Origin of the sequence: Lentzea sp. HUAS TT2 (genome assembly GCF_051853195.1) — a bacterium.
Taxonomy (GTDB): domain Bacteria; phylum Actinomycetota; class Actinomycetes; order Mycobacteriales; family Pseudonocardiaceae; genus Lentzea.
In genome coordinates, this window is the sequence record NZ_CP196667.1 from 433,191 (window position 1) to 456,996 (window position 23,806).

Consider the following 23,806-nt stretch of genomic DNA (forward strand, 5'->3'; position numbering starts at 1 on the left):
GTCTCGCTCAGCGGTCCTGGTTGCCTGAGAGGTTCCCGGGGAGGGACTTGCTCCTTCGGCGCCGGGCTCGAAACCCGGTCTCTCCCGCCTGAGTTCAGCGACTACCCGAGAAGAATACCCGCAGGCAGCCCACCTAGTCCCTAGGGACGCGACCTACATCTCAGCACCGAGACCGCTCAACGCCCCCGCGACGGGGTCCGCCGGGTCGTCGCGCACCGCCACGAGCAGGTGCGTGGTGCCCACGACGGCGTCTCCGCGCCGTGCCGCGACGAGCTTCGCCCGTTCCATCGCACGCTCCACCGCGCCACCGCTGACGGGCAACGCGGCCGGGTCCACCCCCGCCGCGCGCAACGCCGCCGCGCCACCCGACTCGAACTCCGGCTTCAGCCTCCGGCCCGCCGCCGTCAGCTGGTGGTCGACCGTCAGCACCGCCGCCACCAGGTCCCGCGACGAGACGTCCCGCCGCGCGGCCGCGGCCAGTCGTCCTGCCTCGTTGCGCACGACGGTCAGCACTGGCCCGCCCAGCCCCTGACCGCGCGCGACCCAGCGCACCAGCCAGCGCACGTACCCGCCGCCGGACTCCCCCTCCAACGCCCCCGCCTTGCGCAGCAACCGCACGGCGGGCGCCTCCTCGACCTCCGCGTGGGGCCGCGCGGCATCGGCGCGCACCGCGGCGGCCGTCGCCTCGACGTCCACGCCGCGCAACAGGAACAGGTCGGCGGCACGCCCGGATCGCTGCCCCAGCAACGCGAGGGAGAGGTGGGTCGTGGTCAGCACGCCGTCGCCGGCCAGGGCGATCGCCGCGAGCAGACACTCCTCCAGCGCGCGGCTGACGGGTGGCACGGTCTCGAGGACCAAGCGGTCGCAGGCGATGTTCACCAACGCCGTGACGTCCGGATGAGCCTCGGGAACGACGCCACCGTCGTCGTCGGCCCAGTGCTCCGGCCCCCGCGCCATCGCCTGTGCCCGCAGCGACTTCACGCCGAGCTTGCGGCCGGGTCCGATGGTGTCGATCAGCGAGATCAGCAGGTTCTCGGTGCCGAGGAAGCCGAACTCCAGCCGGAGAGCGCGCTGCGTCGCCGCTTCCAGCACCTTCACGACCTGATAGGAGGCGGTGTGCGTCATACCGGCAACGCTAGGGAGCAGCGGGCTGCCTGCGCTGCTGCCGACCGGCCATGGAGGACCGCCGGTCGGCCACGATCATCGGGCCGGTCAGCCGGTGGCGCGCTCGCGACGCCGGCGGGTCAGCTCGTCCTCGGTCATCGGCGCGATCTCGACACCGTCCGCGCGTTCTGCGGGGAACTCGTGGATCGTGCCGGAGATCTCCCGCATCGCACCGCTCACCGCGATGCCGAACACGCCCTGACCGCCCTGCAGCAGATCGACGACCTCTTCGGGCGAGGTGCACTCGTAGACCGTCGTGCCGTCGGAGAAGAGCGTGATGCGCGCCAGGTCCTGCACGCCGCGGCGGCGCAGGTGGTCGACCGCCACGCGGATGTTCTGCAACGAGACACCGGTGTCCAGCAGCCGCTTCACGACCTTGAGCACCAGGATGTCCTTGAAGGAGTACAACCGCTGGCTCCCGGAGCCGTGCGCCATCCTTATCGTCGGCGCGACCAGCCCGGTCCTTGCCCAGTAGTCGAGCTGCCGGTACGTGATGCCCGCGATCTGGCACGCCGCGGGCCCTCGGTAACCGACCAGCTCGTCCGGCAGCGAGGAGTCCGGGAACAGTTCACCCTGCAGCCCGGATTCGGCCCTCAAGGGCGCTTCCTCGACCACGCCTGCCTCCCCTCGGAACGGCCACGAAACTCATGACCGTCAAGCCGCTGCGTCCACTCTCGTGAAGCAGCGACGTCCACTCGAGTTCGACGGTAAGACCGGTCCGAGGGCAGGTCAACGCGACGCGCGGGGAGTTGCGACCCTCAACCTCAAGTGGAGAGTCATACCGTCACCCGAACTGGGACGTTCAGGTGACGTTTAGTGATCGTTTAGCGGTCATAACGACCGTAAGTAGTCCGATCGAGGGACGTCCAAACGAACTGCCTCACGGTCCATACAAGACGGAGTGCGACACACCTGAAATCTAGGTGTCGGCGCCCCTGAAGTCTTCGGGGGAGATCGAGTCGAGGAACTCGCGGAACTTCTCCACCTCGTCCTCCTGCTCGTCCGGGATGATGAGGCCCGCCTCGGCCAGCACGGACTCCTCCGCGTGGATCGGCACGCCCACCCGCAACGCCAGCGCCACCGAGTCAGAAGGCCGCGCGGAGACCCGCACGTCGCCGTCGAACACGAGCTCCGCGAAGAAGGTGCCCTCCTGCAGGTCGGTGATCCGAACCTGTTCGAGGTTGCGTCCCAGCGCCCCGATGATGTCCTTGAGGAGATCATGGGTGAGCGGACGAGCCGGGCGCACGCCCTGCTGCTCCAGTGCGATCGCCGTGGCCTCGACACTGCCGATCCAGATCGGCAGGTACCGCTCGCCCTCGGTTTCGCGAAGAAGAAGGATCGGCTGGTTCTGGGGCAGCTCCACCCGCACGCCGACGACGCGCATTTCGCTCATCGGGCCTCGCCTCCCTCTGTTCGTTCGGGGACGACCCGGTTCACACCCGAGCATCCCCCGGCGTACATGTCCGACGCTACCCGCCAAGCGGGCCGTGTGCTCAATCGTTGCGGGCAGATCGTGATCAAGACTGCACCCGCCTGAAGATCCGCCACGGCCGTCTCAGGACTGCCGCAGGCCCGCTCTCACCAACAACGTGTGCAACGAGGTGAACAGGTCAGCCAATTCCCGAACCGTCTCGGGATCTGAGAAAGACTTCAGCAGAACGACCTCGTGGTCCGCTGCCGCGCGGACCGCGCGCAGGTGCTCGCGCTCGACGCCGAGTCCGGTCATGGTCCGGATCGTGCGGAGCGCGGTGATGTCCTCCGCGGTGAAACGGCCCGCGGGGCCGGGACGCAGCAGACCGTCGCGCTCCAGCTGGGACAGCTGTTCGGCGCTGAAACCGGTCTGGGAGAGCAGATCCATCCGCGAGAGCGACGTCGAGTCCTCGGGGACCGTGTCGAGCTGCTCGCGGATCACCTTGAGCGGCAGGTACCTGTCGCGTTGTGCGGACAGCACGAACCGCAGCCTCTCGACGTCCGCCACGCTGAACTGGCGGTAGCCGGAGGCGGTGCGTGCCGGGCGGACCAGCCCCTCCGCTTCCAGGAAGCGGATCTTGGAGATGGTGACGTCGGGGAAGTCGGGACGAAGCTGCGCGAGCACCGCCCCGATGCTCAAGACCCCGCGTTGTGGCCGCCCGGCCGTCACGCGTCAGGCTCCCGCGGAGCCGGGACCCGTCAGGAAGACGAGGCGGAACTTGCCGATCTGGACCTCGTCACCGTTCGCGAGGACGGCCTGGTCGACCGGCTCTCGGTTCACGTAGGTGCCGTTGAGGCTGCCGACGTCGATGACGACGAACTCGCCGCTCTCCCGGCGGAACTCGGCGTGCCGGCGCGAGACCGTCACGTCGTCCAGGAAGATGTCGCTGTCGGGGTGGCGCCCTGCGCTCGTCGTGTCTCGGTCCAGCAGGAACCGGGAACCGGCGTTCGGTCCGCGCTTGACAACGAGCAGCGCGGAACCGGCGGGAAGGGCGTCAACACCGGCAACGGCCGGCTCCTGTGCGGGCGCCTCTGCGCCGCCTTCCATCTCCTGGAGGAAGTCCGCCCGGAAGACGGAGGTCCGCTCCGGGGACTGCTCCGGCGGAACGCCTGGGCCGTCGTTCGTGCTCACCTGAGCTCTCCTCCTGCTGCTGGATCCGTCACTTCCGGTAAAACCTATCGCGTTGGGGTCGCCACCTTCAGCGCGGCTCCCCTTCCGGCCGAAGATCCGGCGAAAGATCGACGTCACTCCTTCTCCACCAGGGCCTTGTACCCGTCCGCGTCCAGCAGGCCTTCGAGCGCCTCGGGGTCGTTCAGCCTGATCTCGACCATCCAGCCCTCGCCGTACGGGTCGGAGTTGACCGAGTCGGGCGTCTGGACCAACGCGTCGTTGATGGCGACGACCTCGCCGTCGAGCGGTGAGTAGAGGTCGGAGACGCTCTTCGTGGACTCGACCTCGCCGAACGTGTCACCCGCCGCCACGGTGTGACCGACCTCGGGCAGCTGGACGAAGACGACGTCACCGAGCTGTTCCTGGGCGTAGTCGGTGATGCCGACGCGCACTGTGTTCTCGCCGCTGGTGGCGATCCACTCGTGCTCCTCGGTGTAACGAAGCTCCTCGGGAATCAACTGACTGCGCTCCTCGTGCTGAACCTGTATGGGGTGATCTTTTCACGCGACCGTGCGAGGTGTGCCCCGCAGGGCCAGGAAGAACTGGTAGACGTACAGCAGCGCCGACCACAGGTAGAGCGCTCCGCCCCAGGCCGTGAACGCGTAGGCGATCGGCGCGGCGACCTGGGCCCACCCCGAGTCTCCCTGCGCGAGCAGCAGCAGGGGGAAGGCGTAGAGCAGGTTGAAGGTCGCGGCCTTGCCGAGGTAGGTCACCTCGAAGGTGCCCCAGCCGCGTTGCCGCAGGACGAGCAGGCAGATGCCGACGACGACCTCTCGTCCCACGAGCACGAGCGCGACCCAGAGCGGGACGATGTCCCTGATCACGAAGGCCAGCAGCGTGCAGAACACGTAGAGGCGGTCGGCCGCGGGGTCGAGCAGCGCGCCCAGGTTGCTCATCTGGTTGAGCCAGCGAGCGAGCTTGCCGTCGAGCCAGTCGGACAGCCCCGCGAGGACGAGGACGAGCAGCGCCCAGCCGTCCGCGCGGGGTCCGAGCAACAGGTAGAGGAAGAGCGGAACACCGGCCAGCCGCAGCACGCTGAGCAGGTTCGGAATCGTCAGCAGGCGATCAGCCGGATCACGCACACCCGCACTCTAAACGAGTGACTGCGCAAGGGCTGCCGGATGGCGTCACGGCACGCTGTGCGACTGGTTGCGGGTGGTACGCGGTGTTCGATTTTTGAGTTCGTTTCCTACAGGTGAACTCTCAGGCTGTGCGGGTGAGCGTCCAGCCCCGGCGCTGCATCTCGGCACCGGTGATGGCGTGCGGGCGGCCCCGGTCGTCGCGACCCACCCAGCGAGCGCGGAAACCCTCGAGCACGTAGGCGTGGCCCCGGCTCCAGACCACGCTGCACGGCGTGGTCGGCAGCGCTGAGTCGCACTCCGCGTCCTGCTTCGGCTGGGTCTCCATGGCGGTTCTCATTTCAGTCCCTCCGTGACATCAGGGATGTCGCGCACCGGGGCTCCGGCGTTATCCCTGAGAACGAATTCTGACCGACTGTGGTTCAGAACACGTGTCCTGTTTGGGTCCTAAGCGTTAACTGGATCAAACGACGCGCCGAGCTGTTCGGGCCCGAAGCGCAGCGGAAGAACAGGTCCTTGCCTGTGCAACCGTTCGTCGTACGACGATGACCGCACGGCTCGTCCAGTTCATCGGCCGGGCCTAACCTCAGCGCGTGAACCAGGTGAAGTTCGGAGCGGAACTCATTTCGCGGGTGATGGACCACTTGTGCTCGCAGCTGGACGGCTGCGAGGGCGTAGGCCTGAGCGTGTGGCCGGACGGCAAGCTCCTGACCGCCCACGGGATCGCCGTGGAGCTCGACGCCGAGCAGCTGACCAGCGGCGCGGGACCGCTCGTCGAGTCCTCACGCGACGAACGGCAGGTGTCCGGCGAGATCGGCGGCATGCACGTGGTCGCGGTGCCGGGCAGCTGGGGCGACAGCGGTCCGGTGGTGCTCACCGTGTACCTCTCGCACGCGCCCCAGGTCGCGGATCTCAAGGCCATCGAGGAGATCGAACCTCTCATCGCGACCGCCGCCGCGGTCGTCGAGTTCTGCGCGGGCGAGGTGATGCGCGCCGACCAGATGGTGCGGATGGTCCAGCACCGCCGCTACATCGAGCAGGCGAAAGGTCTGGTCATGGGAGTGCGGCCGAGTGCGCCCGGCGAGGCCTTCGAACTGCTGGTGCGGGCCAGCCAGCACGCCAACGTGAAGCTGCGGGACGTGGCCACCGCTCTCGTCCTGGTCGTGGGCGGCACGCTGGAGGACAGCCAGGACGAGGTGACCGACCCGCCGGCGGCCGCGTTCGAGGTCGCGCGAAGACTTTGGGAAGCTCTGCGCGTTTGAACCGACCATTGTCCGGGTACGGATAGCTCGATCTGTCCTGTCGAGCGGCCACTCCCGTACGGTGGTGTCCGCAGCGGTTGAGCCAGCAGCCGCACAGGAGCCGCTGCATTGGCGGCTCCCCTTGTTCCTGTAACGCGAGAGGGAGTACATCGGTGACTGTGCAGGACCCGCGAGCGGAGCAGACCATCGCGCTGTCGGTGAGGCAGCCGGCGCCCGGTGCCACGGTCCTCGCCGTGTCCGGCGAGGTCGACATGGTGTCCGCGCCCGCGTTGCGCGACGCCCTCGTCAACGGCCTCCGTGACGGCGGCACCTTCGTGGTGGACATGACCGGGGTGACGTTCCTCGGCTCGGCCGGTCTGGCCGTGCTCGTGGAAGCAGCCCGGCTGGCGCAGCAGGAGAGCGCCGCGCTCAAGGTGGTGGCGAAGGCACGGGCCGTGACGCGCCCGCTGGAGGCCACCGGCCTGGGCGAGGTCTTCAGCCTGTACGACTCCGTCGACTCGGCCCTCGGCTAGCGCGTCCACACGGTGAGGCGGTTCCCCGCGGCCGCGAGTGCCTCGGCGACGTCGCGGAGTGCCGGTTCCACACCGCCGCGCTCCACGCCGAGCCCGGCGACGTCGACGGTCAGCGGGACGGTGCCGCCCCGCGCCGCGGTGGTGAGCGTGCGGCGCAACGACGGACCGGCTTCGGCCGGCACGTTCCCGCGCACGACCGCTACTACGCCGGAGGAGGTCTCGTGGACCTGGACGTCGCATTCCGGCGCGGCCGTGGCCACGGGCACCGCGGGCGAACGGGCTCGACGCAGGCGCACGGTCGTGCCGCTCGCCCTGCGGTCTATCTCGACCTCGTCCACGCTCTCCCGCATGAGCAGCAGTCCACGCCCCCGTGTGGTCAGCGCGGGAGGCGGTACGCGCCACTGGCCCCTGTCGGCCACGTCGACACGGGCCGAGCCGTCGGGATCGACGCGGGCACGCACCTCGACGGTGCCGCCCGCAGAGCCCGGATAGGCATGTTCCACGGAGTTGTTGATCGCTTCACTGACGGCGAGAACGAGGTCGCAGGCCTCGTCCTCGCCGAAACCGCTGCCCCGCAGCCACTGACGAAGCCGGTGCCGCACCGGCGCCACCTCGTGCGCGTCCGCGGGGAAGCGGAGGGCGAGGAAGTCCTCGTGCACAAGCACAGTGCTCCCTCCCGTTGGTTGCTTCTGCCTGGTGATTTCCCAGGCCACGGCAGTACTACACGTGTGAGATGAGATCGATTCGGGTACGGCAGACACCATGCCTGCCTTCAGCAGAACGGACTACGAGGTGGCTGTGACTCAATTGTCAGGCGTCGAGCTTCGGATGGCGGCGGATCCCACGCAGCTGTCCATCGTGCGCGCGGTCGCGGCGGACATCGCGATGCGGCAGGACTTCGACCTCGACTCGATCGAGGACCTGAAGCTCGCCGTGGACGAGACGTGTTCGACCCTGATCACGCTGGCGGCCCAGGACGCGGTGCTCAGCTGCCACTTCGCGGTGGACGACAAGGGTGCCGTCCACGTGTCGGCGAAGGTCTCCGCGAAGTCGGCGGCGGGCCCCGACGAGGCCAGCTTCGGCTGGCGGGTGCTGACCGCGCTCGTCGACTCGGTGCAGACCGGGGTCGAGGAGACCGAAGGGTTCGTGGTGCACATCGACCTCGTGAAGTCCACGGCAGGGGCGGTGGATGCGTGACCGGGGCGGAAGAGGCCACCAAGACGGCCGAGACCAAGCCGGAGGCGGCGGAGGAGACCAAGCGGGAGGGCAAGTCCCGCTCGGGTGACTACGACCACCTGGCACCGCTCTTCGCCGAGCTCGCGGTCACCCCGGCGGGCCCTGCGCGGGAGACGATGCGGGACAGGCTCGTCACCGAGCACCTCCCGGTCGCCCAGCACATCGCCCGCAGGTTCGGTCACCGCGGCGAGCCGCACGAGGACCTGGTGCAGGTCGCGACGGTGGGTCTGATCAACGCGGTCGACCGCTTCGACCCTGACCGCGGCAGCGACTTCCTGTCGTTCGCGGTGCCGACGATCATGGGTGAGGTCCGGAAGTACTTCCGCGACTCCAGCTGGTCGGTGCGGATGCCGAGGCGGCTCAAGGAGCTGCACCTGGCGATCAACGCGGGGACGTCGAGACTCTCGCAGTCGCTGGGCCGCGCGCCCACGCCGTCCGAACTGGCCGAGCACCTCGGCCTGTCCCGCGAGGAGATCCACGAAGGACTCGCGGCCGGAAACGCTTACCAGAGCGCGTCTCTGGACGACATGCTGATGTCGGAGGACTCGTCGATCTCGCTCGGCAGCACGATCGGCGAGGAAGATCCCGAGATCGCGATGATCGAGCAACGCGAGGCACTGCACCCGTTGCTGGAGAAGCTGCCGGAGCGCGAACGCAAGATCGTGATCATGCGCTTCTTCGGCAACATGACCCAGACGCAGATCGCGCAGAAGGTCGGCATCTCCCAGATGCACGTCTCGCGTTTGCTCGCGAAGACGTTGCGTCAGCTCAGGGACGTGCTCGAAGAGGAATAGGCACGAACACGGCGCCGGGCCGCACCGACGATCTGGCGCCGTTCGTCCTCACCCATGCCGCCCCACACGCCGTACGGCTCCTGAGCCTCCAGCGCGTGGGCGCGGCATTGTGCCAACACGGGGCACGTCTCGCAGATCGCCTTGGCCTTCTCCTCCCGCGCCGCCCGCGCGTACCCGCGCTCGTTGTCGGGGTGGAAGAAGACGGCGCTGTTCTGCCCTCGGCACAGGCCGTCCATCTGCCAGTCCCACACGTCGGTGACCGGCTTGGGCAGACGGGTGGTGCAGGTCATCGCGACTCCCTAGAACTGGGGGGAAGAGTTGCGATCACTGCGTACCCGTGCGTTGACCAGGGATAAACCTGTTACAGCCTTTCGGGTGCCCCAATACCCAGCAGCGACAGCCCGAGCGTCAGCACCCGCGACGTCAACGTCAGCAGATGCAGCCGCGAGTCCTGCAACTCCTGCGTCTCCGCTGTGGCCACGGGGCAGTCGTTGTAGAAGGTGGAGAACGCCGTGGCGGTCTCGAACAGGTAGGTCGTGAGCTTGTGCGGCGCGAGCTCGTCGATGGCCGCCTGGATCGCCGTGGGCAGCTGCAACAGCTTCAACGCCAGGTCCCGCTCTGCCTGCTCCTGCAACACCAGCGGCGCGTCCAGCGGAGCCTCACGCCCGACCTTGCGCCCGATCGACAGGATCCGGGCGTTCGCGTACTGGATGTAGACCGACGTGTCACCGGTCTTGGCGAGCATCTTCTCCCAGGTGAAGACGTAGTCCTTCTCCCGGTCGTTGGAGAGGTCCGCGTACTTGACCGCACCGAGTCCGAGCGTGCGGGCGAGCGCGTCCTTCTCCGCACCCTCCACTTCGGACGTCTCGGGCATCACCTGGTAGGAGTTCTCCACGGCCTCGGTGAGCAGGTCGATCAACTTGATCGTCCCGCCGGCCCGCGTCCGGATCGTCTTCCCGTCACTCCCGAGGATCGTGCCGAACCCGGTGTGCACAGCGGTGTGCGCGTCGTCCAGCCACCCGGCCTGCTTGGAGGTCGCGAAGATCATCTGGAAGTGCTGCGACTGCGGCGTGCCGACGACGTAGATCAGCTCGTCGACCTTCCGCTCCCGAACCCAGTACCGCACCGTCGCGAAGTCGGTGGTGGCGTACCCGTACCCGCCATCGCTCTTGCGCACGATCAGCGGCAGCCGCTCGCCCTCACGGTTCTTGAACCCCGGCGGGAACACGCACAGCGCGCCGTCGCTGGTCTCGATGAGACCCTTCTGCTGCAGCTCGGTGATCGTGTCCGCGAGGTACGGGTTGTAGAAGCTCTCCCCGTAGTTGTCGTCCGCCGACAACCCGATCCCGAGCAGCTCGTACACCTGGTTGAAGTGCCGCTGCGACTCCCCGACCAGCTCGTGCCACAACTTGAGCGTCGCCTCGTCGCCGCCTTGCAACAACACGACCCGCCGCCGAGCGCGGTCCGCGAAGCCGGGCTCGTTGTCGAACTTCTGCCGAGCCTGCTGGTAAAAGGCGTTGAGGTCGCTGATCTCGTGCTCGGCCCCCTGCCCCTCGTCCGTCAGGTGCTCGATGAGCATGCCGAACGGAGTCCCCCAGTCCCCGAGATGGTTGTGCGGGATGACCTCGTGTCCAGCGAAGGTCAGGAGCCGGCAGAACGCGTCCCCGATGATCGTCGACCGCAGATGCCCGACGTGCATCTCCTTGGCCACGTTGGGACTGCTGTAGTCGATGGCGATCCGCCGGGGCTCCTCGGTCTTCGGCACCCCGAGACGATCGTCGGCCAACAGGTTCGCCGCCTGCGCCTCGAGCCACTCCCGGCGAAGCCTCAGGTTGATGAACCCGGGCCCGGCGATCTCCGCGACCTCGACCGCATCGGCTGCGTCCAGGTGCTCGACGATCAGCGAGGCGACCTCACGAGGATTCTTCCCGATCTTCTTGGCGAGACTCATCGCGACGTTGCACTGGTAGTCGGCACCGTCCCGGTTGGACGGTCGAATCAGCGCGTCAGCGGCGGTGATGTCCACGTCCAGGGCAGCGCGCAACGCAAGCGCGACCCGCTGGCCCAGCTCAAGCCCGACATCCCCACGCAGCACTGACCCCACCTCTCACCCACCACCGGCTTTCCCACGAGTATTTCACCCACCCCGGCCCCCCGGCACACAGCCCGCCGCAGGCGGCCTCACCACCGCCCGAGCAACAACGCCCCACCCCCGACGAGCGCGGCCAGACTGACCACCCCGAACACCGAGACCCACCCCAGCGCAGGAACCCCGGTCAACCAGGCCAGCTGATCGGCATCGGACCGAGGCGCCTGCCGCCTCCACCGCTTGACCTGCAACTCCCAGACAGGCCGAACCCCACCCAGCAACAAGAACCAGGCGAACACGTACGCAGCCGCATCCCGAACCTCGACAGAGGCGTAGAAGGACACGAACAAGAACACCCCACCGGTGACGATGATCGACACCACACCGAACACGTTCCGAATCATGATCAGCATGGCCGCCAGGAACCCGATGCTGATCCACAACATCAACTGGATCTGCTCGTTGGTGATCAACACAGCCGCACCGAACCCGAGCAGCGAAGGCGCCACGTACCCGGCCAACGCAGTCAGAACCATCCCAGGCCCACGCGGTTTCCCCCGGGACACGGTCAGCCCGGAAGTGTCCGAGTGCAGCTTGATCCCGCTCAACCGCCGCCCGGTCAACACAGCCAGCAACGCGTGCCCACCCTCGTGAGCGATGGTGATGACGTTGCGGGTGACCCGCCAGATCCCGTGCAGCGCAACGGCGAGGAACGCTGCCAGCGCAGTACCCCACGTGATCAGCACTTCGTCGGTCAGCAACTCGGACGGCAGCAACTCGGAAGGCATCGCGACATAGAAACAGACGCGCCGTGTGAGCCGTATGTGGGCTCGCACGACGCGTCTGAACCGGACAGATGTTCGTCCGGGAGTTTCGGTACTAGTGCTTGATCTTGTCCTTGCTGACCCGCTCGGTCTTGGGGTCGACCACCGCCTGCTCCTGGGTGATCGGCTCCTTGCGCCCGGCACCGGTGGGAAGCGGCGTGGTGACCGCTCCGGTGCTCACAGCCCGGTCCGTCTGCTCGATCCGGGGCGTGCCGTCCCGCTCGTCCCGGAAAGCCTCCGAGCGCGGTTCCGGCACGACCGGCTCCTCCTCGTACTCCTCGACCAGCTTGCGGCGCGCGGGCATCACCGCGAGCAGCAGGCCGAACAGGGCGAGGCCGAGGTGCAGCCAGTTGTCGTTCGCGTTGATCGCCAGCGGGTTGCCGTACTGCTCTGCCGGGTTCTGCGCGAGGACTCCGGTGATCATCAGGTCCCACACGAAGAGCGCGGCGAAGCCGGCGAACAGCAGCCAGCCGTACAGCCGGGCCAGGCCCGAGCCGAGTGCCATGAGCAGGCCCAGCACGCCGACGGCCACCATCACCGTGTTGTGCAGCGGGTTCACCGAGAACCCGAGCACGAACGACTGGGCGGCCCAGTCGCCCACCCCTGTGCGGGTGAAGCCCACGACGCCGAACACGATGAACGCGATGCCGGCCAGTCCAGCCAGCACCTGCACCGGCTGGAGACCGGCGACCTTGATGCGGTGGGTCATAGCGCCCTCCAGGCTCCGTGTCTTGTCGCCTGCCGGACTACCCCGCCTTCACAGGGACCAAACGCTCGGCGCTAGCCGCGGCCCTTGCGCCCGATCCCCGCGTACGCGCCCGGCACCACGGCGGGTGCCTCGATCGACAGTCCTTCCATGAGCTGCTCGACCGGCGTGGGGTGCGAGACCACCAGGAACCCGCCGGCGGGCAGCGCGTGCCGGTAGCGGCGCACGACGCGGCCGGGTCCGGTGGCGTCGTCGACGTACCTCAGGACGTCGACCATCAGCACCGCGTACGGCTCGCGCAGGTCGAGATGGGACATCACGCCCGGATGCCGGAGCACCTGGTCGGGACGGCGCAGGTCCGCCTCGATCGCGCACGCGCGCGGTTCGCCGCGCAACAGTCCACGTGAGAACGCGACCGTCACCGCGTCCGAGTCCACGTAGACGACACGCGCGTCGGGCAGCGTCTGGTGCGTGGCACCGCACGTCGGGATGCCCGAGCCGAGGTCGAGGAACTGACGCACGCCCGCCGCCCAGCAGTGGCGGACGGCGTGGCGGAGGAACGTCCGCTGAGCCCGGGTCACGAGCGGCAGCTCCGGGTCGATCCGGACTGCCTGCTTGGCGAACGCGCGGTCGGCGGCGTAGTTGTGCGCGCCACCGAGGTAGAAGTCATGGATGCGCGCGGCGTTCGGCCGACGTACGTCGACCTCGTAGCGTGCGAAGGCGGGGACCGCAGCCATTCGCAGAGCGTAACTGGCGCCTAGACCATTCGGGCGAAGTTTTCGAAGATTCTTTGGGTCCGTCTGACATGAACCCTCTCGGAGGAGGGCCCGGCCCACCCCACGAAGACCGGGCCACGTAGCGCGTACGGGGATCGAACCCGTGTTTCCGGATTGAGAATCCGACGTCCTGACCACTAGACGAACACGCCAGAAACGAGCACTGATACAAAAATGCTCGCAGAAATAGAAGAAAGTGAACTAGCAGGTCACAGCTTGGAGGGCGCTCCGGCCCATTCATCTGCTCGGATCATGTGAACAATGATGACCGAGAGCACACACGCACCGCAAAGGAATTAATCGAGCCACCGCAGCGCGAGCCACAGCGAGGCACGCGCGTCGGCCGTCCCAAGATCGCGACCGAGCAGCCGTTCGACGTGGGAGATCCGGTGCCGGACGCTGTTGCGGTGCACGCCGAGCACCGTCGCGGCGCGGTCCCAGCTGCCGTGCTGACCGAGCCAGACCCTCAGCGTGTCGATCAGTTCGGGGCGTCCGAGGAGGCCCGCGAGCTCGCGGGAGGCGAACTCCCGCGCCGCCACCGGGTCCACGAGGGAGGACAGGTCGGAGGCCGGGAAAGCGGGTTCGCCGGTGGCCTTGGCGCGGGCCAGCAACGACGAGGCCTCGGCCGCCGCGGAGTCGATCGCGGACCGGGACACAGCGGCCGAAGTGGAGTCCGGCGGCCCGCCCACCAGGCCAGACACCCCCACCGGACCGGACACCTCGACCCCCGCGGCCACCAGCGCCAGAAACCCGCCACCGTCCTTCGACACCAGCGGCCCGTACCGCTGCGCCAGCACGTCGTAGTCGGCCTTGGACTCCCCCGCCACGACCCGGTAGGGACCGGCCCCCAGCACCTTCTCCACTCCGGACACCTCCGGCCGCAGCAACGCGGACCCGGCGAGCCGCGCGATCTGCCCGCGCTCGCTCTCCAGGTCCCGCCGCAACAGTCCGAGCAACGCCAGCGCGACCGCGACGACGGCCCGTTCGGCGGGGGAAAGAGGGGCGGGCCGGCGCACCACGAGCACCGCGGACTCGACCGGGTCGAGGGTGACGTGGTCTTCACCCACCTGGGTCGAGGCCGAACGGGGGCCGGACCCCGTCGCGACCCGCCCGACGAGCGAGGCCACGTCCTGCGGCGCGTCCGAGGCGTCCACGAGATCGGCCCGGCAGTTCAGCACCACCGCCAGCGTCGTCAGCACCGACTCGACGGGACGCACGCGGGTGGCGGCACGGGTCAGGGCGCGCTGGCTGTCCGCCAGCATCCGCTGCTCCCGCACGGCGATCTCCGCGAGCACCGCGCCGAGCGCCTGCGAGACCGCCAGGAACGGCGTCGACGGCGGCACCTCCAGCAGCGGCATCCCCTGCGCCGCACAGGCCTCCACCAGCGACGACGGCACCGTCGGGAACTCCGGCTCCACACCGAACCCGATCGCCGAGACACCGGAGGTGACCAGCCCGGCGACGTACGCGGGCACGTCGGACGGGAACCGCACGCCGGCCGTGAGCAGCAGCTCCTCACCGACCAGGTACGGCGTCGGGTCCTCCAACTCGGACACGTGCGCCCAGCGGACCGGCCGGTCCAGCGCGTCGGCTCCACACAGGACGGTCAACCCGAGGTCGACTCGCGCGACGAGGTCCTTCAGTGGGACGGTTTGCACAACCATGGTCCGCTGATTGTGCACAACGACCACTTACCAGCGCCAGCACGCGTTCCTACTGTGACCTGCAACCCAAGGAGGTCCAACAGTGGCTCTCGACTACGCGGTGATCGCCGCCTACGTGCTCGGCATGATCGGCATGGGCTGGTGGGGCATGCGCCGCGCCACCAGCAAGAGCGAGTACCTGGTCGCCGGACGCAGGCTCGGCTTCACGATGTACTCCGGCACCATGTCGGCCGTCGTGCTCGGCGGCGCGTCGACCATCGGCGGCGTCGGGCTCGGCTACAAGTTCGGCATCTCCGGCGCCTGGATGGTCTTCGCCATCGGCCTCGGCATCCTGTTGCTCAGCGCGCTCTTCGCGCGCCGGATCGTCAGGTTGAAGGTCTACACCGTTTCGCAGATGCTCGACCTGCGGTACGGCGGCAACTCCAGCACGGTCTCCGGTCTGGTGATGGCGGCCTACACGTTGATGCTCACCGTCACGTCCACGATCGCGTACTCCACGATCTTCAACGTCCTCTTCGGACTGCCCAAGTCGCTCGGCGTGATCATCGGCGGCGGCATCGTGGTGCTGTACAGCGTTCTGGGCGGCATGTGGTCGATCACGCTGACCGACATCGTGCAGTTCGTCGTGAAGACGGTCGGCATCCTGTTCCTGCTGCTGCCGATCAGCCTCGTCACCGCCGGCGGCTTCGACGGCATCCAGGCGCGGCTCAACGACCCGGCGATGTTCGAGGTCGGCAACATCGGCGTCAGCACGATCATCACCTACCTGCTGATCTACGTGTTCGGTCTGCTGATCGGCCAGGACATCTGGCAGCGCGTGTTCACCGCCAAGTCGCCGAAGGTCGCGGCCTGGGGCGGCATCACCTCCGGCCTCTACTGCCTCGTCTACGCCGTCGCGGGCGCGTTGATCGGCCTCGCGGGCAAGGCCCTGTACCCGGACATCGCGAACAAGGACGAGGCGTTCGCGACGATCGTGGAGAACCTGCTGCCGACCGGCGTGCGCGGACTCGTGCTCGCCGCCGCGCTGGCCGCGATGATGTCCACCTCGTCCGGCGCCCTCATCGCCTGCGCCACGGTGGCGTCGAACGACATCTGGCGGCGCAAAGCCAAGGCCGGCCGCAACTCTGCTTCGGACGTCCACGACAACCGGATGTTCACGCTCGTGATCGGTGTCGTCGCGATCGCCATCGCGGTGGCGCTGAACGACGTCGTGGCCGCGCTGACCGTCGCCTACAACATCCTCGTCGGCGGGCTGCTGGTCGCGATCATCGGCGGTCTGGTGTGGAAGCGCGGCACCCGGCTGGGCGCGATGACGTCGATGGCGGTCGGGTCGCTGACGGCGATCGGGTTCATGGTGTTCGTGGACGTCTACGCCAACGAAGCCATCTACTACAGCCTCGGCGCGTCCTTCGTGACGTACGTCGTGGTCAGCCTGGCCACCCCGCCCACCTCGCCCGAGGTGCTCGCGAACTGGGACCGCCGGGTGGCCGGTGACGCAACCGAAGAGGAACTGGTGACAGCATGATCGGCCCCGTCGACTCCTCGCAGGTCCCGCGCTACGCGGGTCCGGCGACCTTCGCCCGGCTGCCACGCCTCGACCAGGTGGCGCACGCGGACGTCGCGGTGGTGGGAGTCCCGTTCGACACCGGCGTCTCGTACCGGCCGGGTGCACGGTTCGCGCCCTCGGCCGTGCGGGAGGCGTCCCGGCTGCTGCGCCCGTACAACCCCGGCCTGGACGTGTCGCCGTTCGAACGCGTGCAGGTCGTCGACGGCGGCGACATCGCGGTCAACCCGTTCCACATCGGCGAGGCCATCGAGACGATCGAGGGCGCTGCCACGGATCTGCAGCGCGACGGCACGAAGCTGGTCACCATCGGTGGTGACCACACGATCGCGCTTCCGTTGCTGCGCGCCGTTTCGCGGATCCACGGGCCGGTGGCGCTGCTGCACTTCGACGCGCACCTCGACACGTGGGACACCTACTTCGGTGAGCCGTACACGCACGGGACGCCGTTCCGGCGCGCGGTGGAGGACGGGATCCTCGACACCGAGGCGATCTCGCACGTCGGCACGCGGGGACCGTTGTACGGCAAGAAGGACCTGGAGGACGACCGCCGGCTCGGGTTCGGCATCGTGACGTCGTCGGACGTCATGCGGCGGGGTGTGGACGAGACCGTGGACGCGTTGCGGCAACGGATCGGGTCGCGGCCGTTGTACGTGTCGATCGACATCGACGTGCTGGATCCGGCGCACGCGCCTGGGACCGGGACGCCCGAGGCCGGCGGGATGACCTCGCGGGAACTGCTGGAGATCGTGCGCGGGTTGCGGGGGCTGAACCTGGTGGGGGCGGACGTGGTGGAGGTGGCGCCGGCGTACGACCACGCGGACATCACGTCGGTGGCGGCCTCGCACGTGGCGTACGACCTGGTGAGTCTGCTGGCGCTGAAGGAGGGCCTGTGACCCGCAACGGTGGCGATGTCGTCGTCGAGACCCTGGAGGCACTCGGCGCGCACACCGTCTTCGGCATCCCCGGCCAGCACGCGCTCGGGCTCTTCGACGCGCTGCGCCGCTCCGACCTGCGCTACGTCGGTTCGCGGACCGAGGTCAACGCCGCCTTCGCCGCCGACGGGCACGCCCGCGCGACCGGTTCGGTGACGCCGCTGCTGGTGTCGACCGGGCCCGGCGCGCTGCAGACCCTGGCCGGGCTGCAGGAGTCGGCCGCGGGCTCGGCTCCGGTGCTGGGCATCTCGTCGCAGATCCCCTCCGCCGGACTTGGTGGCGTGCGTGGCGGGTACCTGCACGAGCTGACCGACCAGCTGGCGTCGTTCCGGGACGTGGTCAAGCACGCGCGGGTCGTCCGGCACGTCTCGCAGATCCCGTCGGCGCTGGCCGAGGCGTGGGAGATCGCGCTCACCGCGCCGTTCGGGCCGGTGTGGGTGGAGATCCCGCAGGACGTGCTGCTCGGGCCCGCTTCAGTGCCGCCGGTGACGTCGGTGTCGTGGTCGCCGCGTGAGCTGCACCCGCGAGTGGAGCTGGTCGAGGAGGCCGTGCGGTTGCTGGACGGCGCTGCCCGGCCGGTGATCCTGGCCGGTGGTGGCGCGCTGCACGCCCGTGACGCGCTGCTGGAGCTGGCGGAGAAGCTGCGGGCGCCGGTCGTGTCGACGTTCGGCGGCAAGGGCAACTTCCCCTGGGAGCACCCGCTTTCCGCGCAGTCGTGGCTGGAGGACCGGCACACCACGGAGTTCCTGGCCGACGCGGACGTGCTGCTCGTCGTCGGGTCGGGGCTGGGTGAGCTGTCGAGCAACTACCGGACGTTCCGGCCGCGCGGCGCGGTGGTTCAGATCGAGGCCGACCTCGGCAAGCTGGAGTCGAACTACCCCGCGCTCGGCATCCACGCCGACGCCCGGCATGCGTTGCGCGCCTTGGCTTCCGGCGTGAAGACACGAGCCGTGGACGGTGTCGCCGAGGAACGGGTGCTGGGGCTGCTCGCCAACGTGCGGCAACGGTTCGCAGAGCAGGAGCTCGACCTGGAGTGGCAGGTTCTCGCCGCGCTGCGGGCCGCGGTCCCGGACGGCACGCCGACGTGCTGGGACATGACGATCCTCGCGTACTGGGCCTGGTCGGCGTGGGATCCCCGTGGTGGCGCGCAGTTCTCCGCCCAGGGCGCGGGCGGGCTCGGGTACGGCTTCCCCGCCGCGCTCGGCGTGGCCGCGGCCGTCGACGGGCCGGTGCTCGCGGTGTCCGGTGACGGCGGCGCGATGTACGGGATCTCGGAGCTCGCCACGGCCGCGCAGCACGGGTCGCGGGTCGTGTGGCTGATCGTCGACGACGGCGGCTACGGCATCCTGCGCGAGTACATGACCGACGCGTTCGGCCAGGCCACCGCCACCGAGCTGGCCCGTCCTGACTTCGTGGCGCTCGCCGAGGCGTTCGGGGTGCCCGCCACCCGCAGCACGCCGGAGTCGCTGCGCGAGGATCTCGCCAAGGCGTTCGCCGGGGACGGCCCGCACGTCGTCGTGCTGCCCGCGGTCTTGCGCATGTTCGCCCCCACGCACCTGGAGCACACGTGATCGTCGCGAACTTCGTCAACGGCACCTCGGCCGACGCACAGGAGACCTCGCCTCTCATCGATCCCGCGACCGGCGAGGAGTTCGGCCGCGCGGTGGTCTCGCGTGCCGCCGAGGTCGACGCCGCCGTCCAGGCCGCCGCAGCAGCGTTCCCCGCCTGGTCGCGCACCACGCCCGGCGAACGTCAGCACGCGCTCCTCAAGCTCGCCGACCTCCTCGAAGCCAACGCCGAGGCAGTTGCCGACGCCGAGGTCCGCGAGACCGGCAAGGTCCGTTCGGTACTGCTGGACGAGGAGATCCCGCAGTGCGCGGACCAGATCCGGTTCTTCGCCGGTGCCGCCCGCGCCCTGGGCACGGCCGCCGCGGGCGAGTACATCCCCGGCCACACCTCGTACCAGCGCCGTGAGGCGGTCGGGGTGATCGCGCAGATCACGCCGTGGAACTACCCGCTGATGATGGCCGTGTGGAAGATCGCCCCGGCGCTGGCCGCGGGCAACACGGTGGTGCTCAAGCCCGCCGACACCACGCCGTCGTCCACGGTGCTGCTCGCCACCCTCGCCGCCGAGGTGCTGCCGGCGGGCGTGTTCAACGTCGTGCTGGGCGACCGCGACACCGGCCGGCTGCTGGTCGAGCACCCGGTGCCCGCGATGGTGTCGCTGACCGGCTCGACTCGCGCCGGTGTCGAGGTGGCCCGCAGCGCCGCCGCGACGGTGAAGCGCACGCACCTCGAACTCGGTGGCAACGCGCCGGTCCTGGTGTTCGACGACGTGGACGTGACTGCGGCGGCAGAGGGCATCGTCGGCGCCGCCTTCTACAACGCGGGCCAGGACTGCACGGCCGCGAGCCGAGTGCTGGTCCATTCCGCCGTGCACGACGAGTTCGTCGCGGCGCTGACCAAGGCGGCCTCTGCCCAGGTCCCCGGCACCGACTTCGGTCCGTTGAACAGCCAGGCCCAGCTGGACCGCGTGCTCGGCCTGCTGTCCCGCTCGTCCGCCACCGTCCACTGTGGAGGAAAGCGGCACGGCTCCGACGGCTTCTTCCTGGAGCCCACAGTGATCTCGGGCCTCGCACAGGACGACGAGCTGGTCCAGGAGGAGGCGTTCGCCCCGCTGATCACCGTGCAGCGGTTCGCGGACGACGACGAGGCCATCGCGCTCGCCAACGGTGTGCCGCAGGGACTCGCGTCCTCGGTCTGGACCCGCGACACCGGCCGGGCGGCGTCACTGACGGCACGGCTCGACTTCGGCATCGTCTGGGTCAACACGCACGGCCTGGTCGCGTCCGAGATGCCGCACGGCGGTTTCGGCGCCTCGGGGTACGGCAAGGACCTGTCGATGCACGGCCTGGAGGACTACACGCGCGTCAAGCACGTGATGATCGCGCACTGAGCATCGCCCGGTACGGCATCGGGTAGTGCAGCAGGCTCGCCGGGACGAACGCGGAGACCACCCGGATCATCCGGATCCACCGGCGCAGCCTGCGCGCGTCCCGGTCCGTCCACTCCAGACCGAGCTTGTCCCGCAACGCCTCCGGCAGCGTGCCGACGGCGAAGTCCGGCAGCACGCGCGCCGCGACGGGCCGCACCAACGGCCACAGGGCGCTCGGCAGGTGTTCGGTGCCCGGTGCCTTGCCGGACCGCAGCTCGAACGCCTCCAGCAGCCCCTGCACGCCGTCGGTGCACTCCAGCTGCGTGGCGACCACGTCGTCGAGGTAGGCGCGCAACGCCGTGAGATCGCCCGGCATCGTCCTGATGCCGAGCGTCTCCCCCGTTTCGCGCCACTCCCGGTACAGCCGCTCCTCGTGGATCACGGGCATCCTGGGCCGCAGCAACCGGTACGCGGTGAGCAGCGAGTCGAAGCTGGTGGCGTGCACCCAGCGGAACAGCTCCTCGTCCGCGCCGGGGATCAACGCGTGCGACCGCACCAGCCGCCCGGCCTCCCCCGCGGCCAGCTCGCCACCGAACAACCGCAGCTGGGACGACGTGATCGTCCTCGTCAGCCGCGCGAACGGGTCGGCGCGGTAGCCGTCGCGCACCGCCGCGGCGATGACCGGGTGCGCGACCTGCATCAGCACGGCACGGCCCAGCACCACCAGCTCGAACCGGGTGTACCAGCCGAGCCGCCACGTCACCGACTCCGGTCCCAGCGTCACAACCATGATCATTCCGCGCTTCCGGCCACCCGCCGAAGATCAACACTCGAAAGGGTTACCGGCACAGGGCCGCTTCATCACGTACTTCTCGCACACCAGGGGGTAGCCAGACCGTTGACCTCCAGTTAGGTGGAGTTCGTAGCGTCAGCGGCATGTTCGCGATTCGGCAGTACGAGTTCGGCCCGGCGGAGAACCTGCGGTTCGTGGAGGTCCCCGACCCGGAGCCGGCGACCGGCCAGGTCCGGATCACCGTGGCCGCCGCCGGCGTCCACCTCGTCGACACCACGATCCGCAAGGGCGGCTTCGGCCCCGTCACCTTCCCGATGACGCCGGGACGTGAGGTCGCCGGCGTGGTCACCGCGCTCGGCGAGGACGTGCCGGGCGACTGGCTCGGCCGCCGGGTCGTCGCGCACCTCGGCCAGGCCAGTGGCGGTTACGCCGAGCTCGCGGTCGCCGGCGCCGGCTCCCTGCACGCGCTGCCCGACGACGTGTCGTTCGAGTCGGCGGTCGCCATGATCGGTACCGGCCGCACGGTGGTCGCGGTGCTCGACGCCGCGAAGCTCACGAAGGACGACGTGGTGCTCGTGACGTCGGCGGCAGGCGGCATGGGCGCGTTGTTCGTGCAGGAGGCGCGCAACGTCGGCGCGCAGGTCATCGGCCTCGCGAGCACCGAGAAGCTGGACCTGGTCATGGACAACGGCGCGGACGCCGCCATCGACTACACCCGGCCCGGTTGGGCGGACGGCCTCAAGGACATGACCGTCGTGCTCGACGGTGTCGGCGGCGAGGCGGGGACCCTGGCGTTGAGGACACTGGGGCCGGGCGGGCGGCAGATCATCCACGGCTGGTCGTCCGGGGTCATGACGCCGATCAGCACGGAGGCGCTGTTCGCGAACAGTCTCACCGCGACGGTCGCGCTCGGGCCGGGGATGATGCGGCGCGGGCTGCGGGTGCTGGAGGAGGAGTCGATGGCCGGGCTCGCGAGCGGGCGGTTCGTGCCGCTGGTCCACCCGCCGTTCGCGCTGAAGGACGCGTGGCAGGCGCACGAGGAGCTGGAGTCGCGGGCCACGGCGGGCAAGGTCGTGCTCAAGCCCTAGCCGGCCTCGACCTCGAAGCCGCGCCAGCGTTCGGCCATCGCCACGAGCTCGTCGACGATCTCCACCGTGTACTCGCGGGCCTCGCCTTCGGGCTCGGCCAGCGCCGCCGCGCGGAGCTTCGTGCGGATCACGTGCACGATCTCCTCGGAGGCCTCGGCGCCGTAGGTCCGCCCGAAGTCCTCCACGAAGACGAGCCCGCTGGAGAACGCTCGCAGCTCGGCGGCGACCGCCTCGTTCGTCACGTGGCCGGCGATCACGTCGAGCGCCCAGCCGACGCTGCCGCTCGACTGGTTCCAGCAGTCTTCGCCGATGAACAGGTGTGATGACACCAGGAAAAGATAATGGGGCCGTCCCGAAAGGACGACCCCATTATCCCTGGATCACGCCTGTACCGGCACCTCGACGAACTTCTTGCCCGCGAAGTTCTCGACGACCACCGACTGCACGTCCTTGGGGTCGACCAGCGCGGAACCGTCCAGGTTCGTGCCCTCGGCGGCGCCCTTCTTGGACACCACCCAGGAGCCTGCCTCCTGGCGGCTGCCGTCCTTCGACACGACGAAGATCCGGCACTTCTCGCCTTCGGGGATGCCGTTGATCGCCATGTTCGTGCGGACCCATCCGGCGGCGGGAACGACCTTGACGGTCATCGACGCCTTCGTCACCGGGTCTGTGAACGTGGCGAGCCTGGTGCCCGCCGGGTCCGGTGCCACCGTCGGAGTGGGAGAGGCCGTCACATCGGGTGACGTGGCCTTGCCGACGAAGACTCCGGCGCCCAGGACCAACGCGGCCACAACGGCCGCCGCGGCACCAAGAGTGTACTGACGACGCCTTGCGACGCCGCCTCGTTCCGAACGCACCTGGCGCAAGGTGCGCTGCAACAACAGATCGCCGCCCTCGGGCGGCCCGTCCAGCATGGCCTCCGGCGGCACCTCGCCGAGGAAGGCCTCCATGTCGCGGAGCTCTCCGAGTTCACGCGTGCATTCAGGGCAGGACGCCAGGTGCTCGTCCATCTCCCGCACCTCCTGCTCGTCCAGTGCCCCTAGAACGTAGGCACCGAGCAGTTGCGGGTCGTGCTGCGTGGTCATCCAGCCACCCCCTTCAGTGCGACCTTCTGACCTCCGAAGGTCTCCCTCAAGGCTCGCAACGCGTAATACGATCTTGATTTAACCGTGCCAGGTGGTACCCCCAGCGCTTCCGCCGCCTCCGTCACGCTCCGGCCGCGGAAATAGATCTCCATCAGCACGTCGCGGTGGTCGGAGGACAGCCTGTCGAGCGCTTCGAGCACCACCACCGAGTCGACGACCTGGTCGGCGTGGTCGCGTTCGATCGGTGGCGTCGCCGGAGACTCCGCCACCTCCTGGGGACGCGCCGCCTTCGCACGCACCCTGTCGGTGACGATGTTGCGCGCCACCGTCAGCAACCAGCCTCGCACCGATCCCTTGCCGTTCACGAGGGCGTCGGGATGGCGCCACGCACGGACCAGGGTCTCCTGGACCACGTCCTCGGCAGCCGCCCGATCGCCGGTCAACCGCGTCGCGTACGCCAGCAGCGCCCGACCGTGCTCCTCGTAGAGCGATCGGATCAGTGCCTCGTCGGCCGCGGTCTCCCGTTTGCGGGAGAACAAAGCCGCCATCCACCCACTCCTCCCCGCCCGCGAACACCTCTTGCGGGCGTCCTGTTCAAGACCTCAGCCGACACACGAGCGGCAGAGAGCTTCGGTTCAACGGGTTTCAACTAAATGAGA

The 23,806-nt window shown here is 69.1% G+C and carries 28 protein-coding genes, 1 tRNA gene and 1 riboswitch; of the genes, 9 read left to right on the top strand and 20 right to left on the bottom strand.

Annotated features, from left to right (window positions below; all coding sequences use genetic code 11):
* Position 1: 1 nt before the first annotated feature.
* Positions 2 to 97: riboswitch (glycine riboswitch) on the bottom strand.
* 56 nt (positions 98 to 153) lie between these two features.
* From ACSHWB_RS02200 to ACSHWB_RS02235, 8 genes are all read right to left on the bottom strand, one after another.
* Positions 154 to 1,125 (bottom strand): Clp protease N-terminal domain-containing protein, encoded by a 972-nt coding sequence (locus ACSHWB_RS02200; protein ID WP_439660410.1) that lies wholly within the window; start codon positions 1,123 to 1,125, stop codon positions 154 to 156.
* A gap of 87 nt (positions 1,126 to 1,212) precedes the next feature.
* The gene (locus ACSHWB_RS02205; protein ID WP_030476305.1) at positions 1,213 to 1,779 is read right to left on the bottom strand and encodes a MerR family transcriptional regulator; all 567 of its coding nucleotides are present in this window, start codon (positions 1,777 to 1,779) and stop codon (positions 1,213 to 1,215) included.
* Positions 1,780 to 2,083: 304 nt separating this feature from the next.
* Complete coding sequence (locus tag ACSHWB_RS02210; RefSeq protein ID WP_439660411.1) at positions 2,084 to 2,557, bottom strand: bifunctional nuclease family protein; 474 nt, start codon at positions 2,555 to 2,557, stop codon at positions 2,084 to 2,086.
* A 162-nt stretch (positions 2,558 to 2,719) separates the two neighbouring features.
* Positions 2,720 to 3,274, bottom strand: coding sequence for a MerR family transcriptional regulator (locus ACSHWB_RS02215; RefSeq protein WP_439660412.1), 555 nt, complete (start codon positions 3,272 to 3,274; stop codon positions 2,720 to 2,722).
* A gap of 33 nt (positions 3,275 to 3,307) precedes the next feature.
* Positions 3,308 to 3,766 carry a glycogen accumulation regulator GarA gene (gene garA / locus ACSHWB_RS02220; RefSeq protein WP_030476302.1) on the bottom strand — a complete coding sequence of 153 codons (459 nt, stop codon included), beginning with the start codon at positions 3,764 to 3,766 and terminating at the stop codon, positions 3,308 to 3,310.
* 113 nt (positions 3,767 to 3,879) lie between these two features.
* The gene (gcvH, locus tag ACSHWB_RS02225) at positions 3,880 to 4,263 is read right to left on the bottom strand and encodes a glycine cleavage system protein GcvH (RefSeq protein WP_439660413.1); all 384 of its coding nucleotides are present in this window, start codon (positions 4,261 to 4,263) and stop codon (positions 3,880 to 3,882) included.
* 42 nt (positions 4,264 to 4,305) lie between these two features.
* The gene (locus ACSHWB_RS02230; protein WP_439660414.1) at positions 4,306 to 4,887 is read right to left on the bottom strand and encodes a CDP-alcohol phosphatidyltransferase family protein; all 582 of its coding nucleotides are present in this window, start codon (positions 4,885 to 4,887) and stop codon (positions 4,306 to 4,308) included.
* A gap of 121 nt (positions 4,888 to 5,008) precedes the next feature.
* Complete coding sequence (locus ACSHWB_RS02235; RefSeq protein WP_439660415.1) at positions 5,009 to 5,224, bottom strand: hypothetical protein; 216 nt, start codon at positions 5,222 to 5,224, stop codon at positions 5,009 to 5,011.
* 253 nt (positions 5,225 to 5,477) lie between these two features.
* Here ACSHWB_RS02235 and ACSHWB_RS02240 point away from each other — a divergent pair, with 253 nt between their 5' ends.
* Together ACSHWB_RS02240 and ACSHWB_RS02245 are read left to right on the top strand one after the other, a co-directional pair.
* On the top strand, positions 5,478 to 6,146 hold the full coding sequence (locus ACSHWB_RS02240) for an ANTAR domain-containing protein (RefSeq protein ID WP_439660416.1): 669 nt from the start codon (positions 5,478 to 5,480) through the stop codon (positions 6,144 to 6,146).
* A gap of 152 nt (positions 6,147 to 6,298) precedes the next feature.
* A complete protein-coding gene (locus ACSHWB_RS02245) occupies positions 6,299 to 6,658 on the top strand; it encodes an STAS domain-containing protein (protein WP_439660417.1) in 360 nt (119 codons plus the stop codon).
* Here ACSHWB_RS02245 and ACSHWB_RS02250 read toward each other — a convergent pair.
* Entirely contained in the window at positions 6,655 to 7,323 is a 669-nt protein-coding gene (locus ACSHWB_RS02250; protein WP_439660418.1) for an ATP-binding protein, read from the bottom strand. The genes ACSHWB_RS02245 and ACSHWB_RS02250 overlap by 4 nt on opposite strands.
* Positions 7,324 to 7,486: 163 nt before the next feature.
* Here ACSHWB_RS02250 and ACSHWB_RS02255 point away from each other — a divergent pair, with 163 nt between their 5' ends.
* Complete coding sequence (locus tag ACSHWB_RS02255; RefSeq protein WP_439660419.1) at positions 7,487 to 7,855, top strand: ATP-binding protein; 369 nt, start codon at positions 7,487 to 7,489, stop codon at positions 7,853 to 7,855.
* Positions 7,852 to 8,688, top strand: a complete 837-nt coding sequence (locus tag ACSHWB_RS02260) for a SigB/SigF/SigG family RNA polymerase sigma factor (RefSeq protein WP_439660420.1) — start codon at positions 7,852 to 7,854, stop codon at positions 8,686 to 8,688. Before ACSHWB_RS02255 ends, ACSHWB_RS02260 begins: the two co-directional genes overlap by 4 nt.
* Here the strand turns inward: ACSHWB_RS02260 and ACSHWB_RS02265 are convergent.
* The 7 genes from ACSHWB_RS02265 to ACSHWB_RS02295 all read right to left on the bottom strand — a co-directional run bounded on the left by ACSHWB_RS02265 (position 8,658) and on the right by ACSHWB_RS02295 (position 14,741).
* Positions 8,658 to 8,978, bottom strand: coding sequence for a WhiB family transcriptional regulator (locus ACSHWB_RS02265; protein ID WP_439660421.1), 321 nt, complete (start codon positions 8,976 to 8,978; stop codon positions 8,658 to 8,660). The genes ACSHWB_RS02260 and ACSHWB_RS02265 overlap by 31 nt on opposite strands.
* 71 nt (positions 8,979 to 9,049) lie before the next feature.
* On the bottom strand, positions 9,050 to 10,783 hold the full coding sequence (gene argS, locus ACSHWB_RS02270) for an arginine--tRNA ligase (protein WP_439660422.1): 1,734 nt from the start codon (positions 10,781 to 10,783) through the stop codon (positions 9,050 to 9,052).
* Positions 10,784 to 10,869: 86 nt separating this feature from the next.
* Positions 10,870 to 11,565 (bottom strand): M50 family metallopeptidase, encoded by a 696-nt coding sequence (locus ACSHWB_RS02275; protein WP_439660423.1) that lies wholly within the window; start codon positions 11,563 to 11,565, stop codon positions 10,870 to 10,872.
* Between the two features lie 91 nt (positions 11,566 to 11,656).
* Entirely contained in the window at positions 11,657 to 12,310 is a 654-nt protein-coding gene (locus ACSHWB_RS02280) for a DUF4383 domain-containing protein (RefSeq protein ID WP_439660424.1), read from the bottom strand.
* 71 nt (positions 12,311 to 12,381) lie between these two features.
* On the bottom strand, positions 12,382 to 13,044 hold the full coding sequence (locus tag ACSHWB_RS02285; protein ID WP_439660425.1) for an SAM-dependent methyltransferase: 663 nt from the start codon (positions 13,042 to 13,044) through the stop codon (positions 12,382 to 12,384).
* A gap of 119 nt (positions 13,045 to 13,163) precedes the next feature.
* Positions 13,164 to 13,235, bottom strand: a tRNA-Glu gene (locus ACSHWB_RS02290).
* Between the two features lie 144 nt (positions 13,236 to 13,379).
* Entirely contained in the window at positions 13,380 to 14,741 is a 1,362-nt protein-coding gene (locus tag ACSHWB_RS02295) for a PucR family transcriptional regulator (RefSeq protein ID WP_439660426.1), read from the bottom strand.
* A gap of 88 nt (positions 14,742 to 14,829) precedes the next feature.
* Between ACSHWB_RS02295 and ACSHWB_RS02300 the strand changes: the two genes are divergently transcribed.
* The 4 genes from ACSHWB_RS02300 to ACSHWB_RS02315 are packed head-to-tail and all read left to right on the top strand — an operon-like array spanning position 14,830 to position 20,202.
* The gene (locus ACSHWB_RS02300; protein WP_439660427.1) at positions 14,830 to 16,272 is read left to right on the top strand and encodes a sodium:solute symporter; all 1,443 of its coding nucleotides are present in this window, start codon (positions 14,830 to 14,832) and stop codon (positions 16,270 to 16,272) included.
* Positions 16,269 to 17,207 (top strand): agmatinase, encoded by a 939-nt coding sequence (speB, locus tag ACSHWB_RS02305; RefSeq protein ID WP_439660428.1) that lies wholly within the window; start codon positions 16,269 to 16,271, stop codon positions 17,205 to 17,207. Before ACSHWB_RS02300 ends, speB begins: the two co-directional genes overlap by 4 nt.
* Positions 17,204 to 18,817 (top strand): thiamine pyrophosphate-binding protein, encoded by a 1,614-nt coding sequence (locus ACSHWB_RS02310; RefSeq protein ID WP_439660429.1) that lies wholly within the window; start codon positions 17,204 to 17,206, stop codon positions 18,815 to 18,817. The genes speB and ACSHWB_RS02310 overlap by 4 nt, the downstream gene beginning before the upstream one ends.
* Positions 18,814 to 20,202, top strand: coding sequence for an aminobutyraldehyde dehydrogenase (locus tag ACSHWB_RS02315; protein ID WP_439660430.1), 1,389 nt, complete (start codon positions 18,814 to 18,816; stop codon positions 20,200 to 20,202). Before ACSHWB_RS02310 ends, ACSHWB_RS02315 begins: the two co-directional genes overlap by 4 nt.
* Here ACSHWB_RS02315 and ACSHWB_RS02320 read toward each other — a convergent pair.
* Positions 20,177 to 20,977, bottom strand: a complete 801-nt coding sequence (locus ACSHWB_RS02320) for an oxygenase MpaB family protein (RefSeq protein ID WP_439660431.1) — start codon at positions 20,975 to 20,977, stop codon at positions 20,177 to 20,179. The two genes, ACSHWB_RS02315 and ACSHWB_RS02320, sit on opposite strands and share 26 nt — an antisense overlap.
* 140 nt (positions 20,978 to 21,117) lie before the next feature.
* Here ACSHWB_RS02320 and ACSHWB_RS02325 point away from each other — a divergent pair, with 140 nt between their 5' ends.
* Positions 21,118 to 22,062, top strand: coding sequence for a zinc-binding dehydrogenase (locus ACSHWB_RS02325; RefSeq protein ID WP_439660432.1), 945 nt, complete (start codon positions 21,118 to 21,120; stop codon positions 22,060 to 22,062).
* Here ACSHWB_RS02325 and ACSHWB_RS02330 read toward each other — a convergent pair.
* Genes ACSHWB_RS02330 through ACSHWB_RS02340 form a run of 3 tightly spaced genes read right to left on the bottom strand, consistent with a single transcriptional unit; the run spans position 22,059 to position 23,695 of the window.
* The gene (locus tag ACSHWB_RS02330; RefSeq protein WP_439660433.1) at positions 22,059 to 22,391 is read right to left on the bottom strand and encodes a hypothetical protein; all 333 of its coding nucleotides are present in this window, start codon (positions 22,389 to 22,391) and stop codon (positions 22,059 to 22,061) included. The two genes, ACSHWB_RS02325 and ACSHWB_RS02330, sit on opposite strands and share 4 nt — an antisense overlap.
* Before the next feature lie 51 nt (positions 22,392 to 22,442).
* Entirely contained in the window at positions 22,443 to 23,147 is a 705-nt protein-coding gene (locus ACSHWB_RS02335; protein WP_439660434.1) for an anti-sigma factor family protein, read from the bottom strand.
* Complete coding sequence (locus tag ACSHWB_RS02340; RefSeq protein ID WP_089953784.1) at positions 23,144 to 23,695, bottom strand: sigma-70 family RNA polymerase sigma factor; 552 nt, start codon at positions 23,693 to 23,695, stop codon at positions 23,144 to 23,146. Before ACSHWB_RS02340 ends, ACSHWB_RS02335 begins: the two co-directional genes overlap by 4 nt.
* Positions 23,696 to 23,806: the final 111 nt, after the last annotated feature.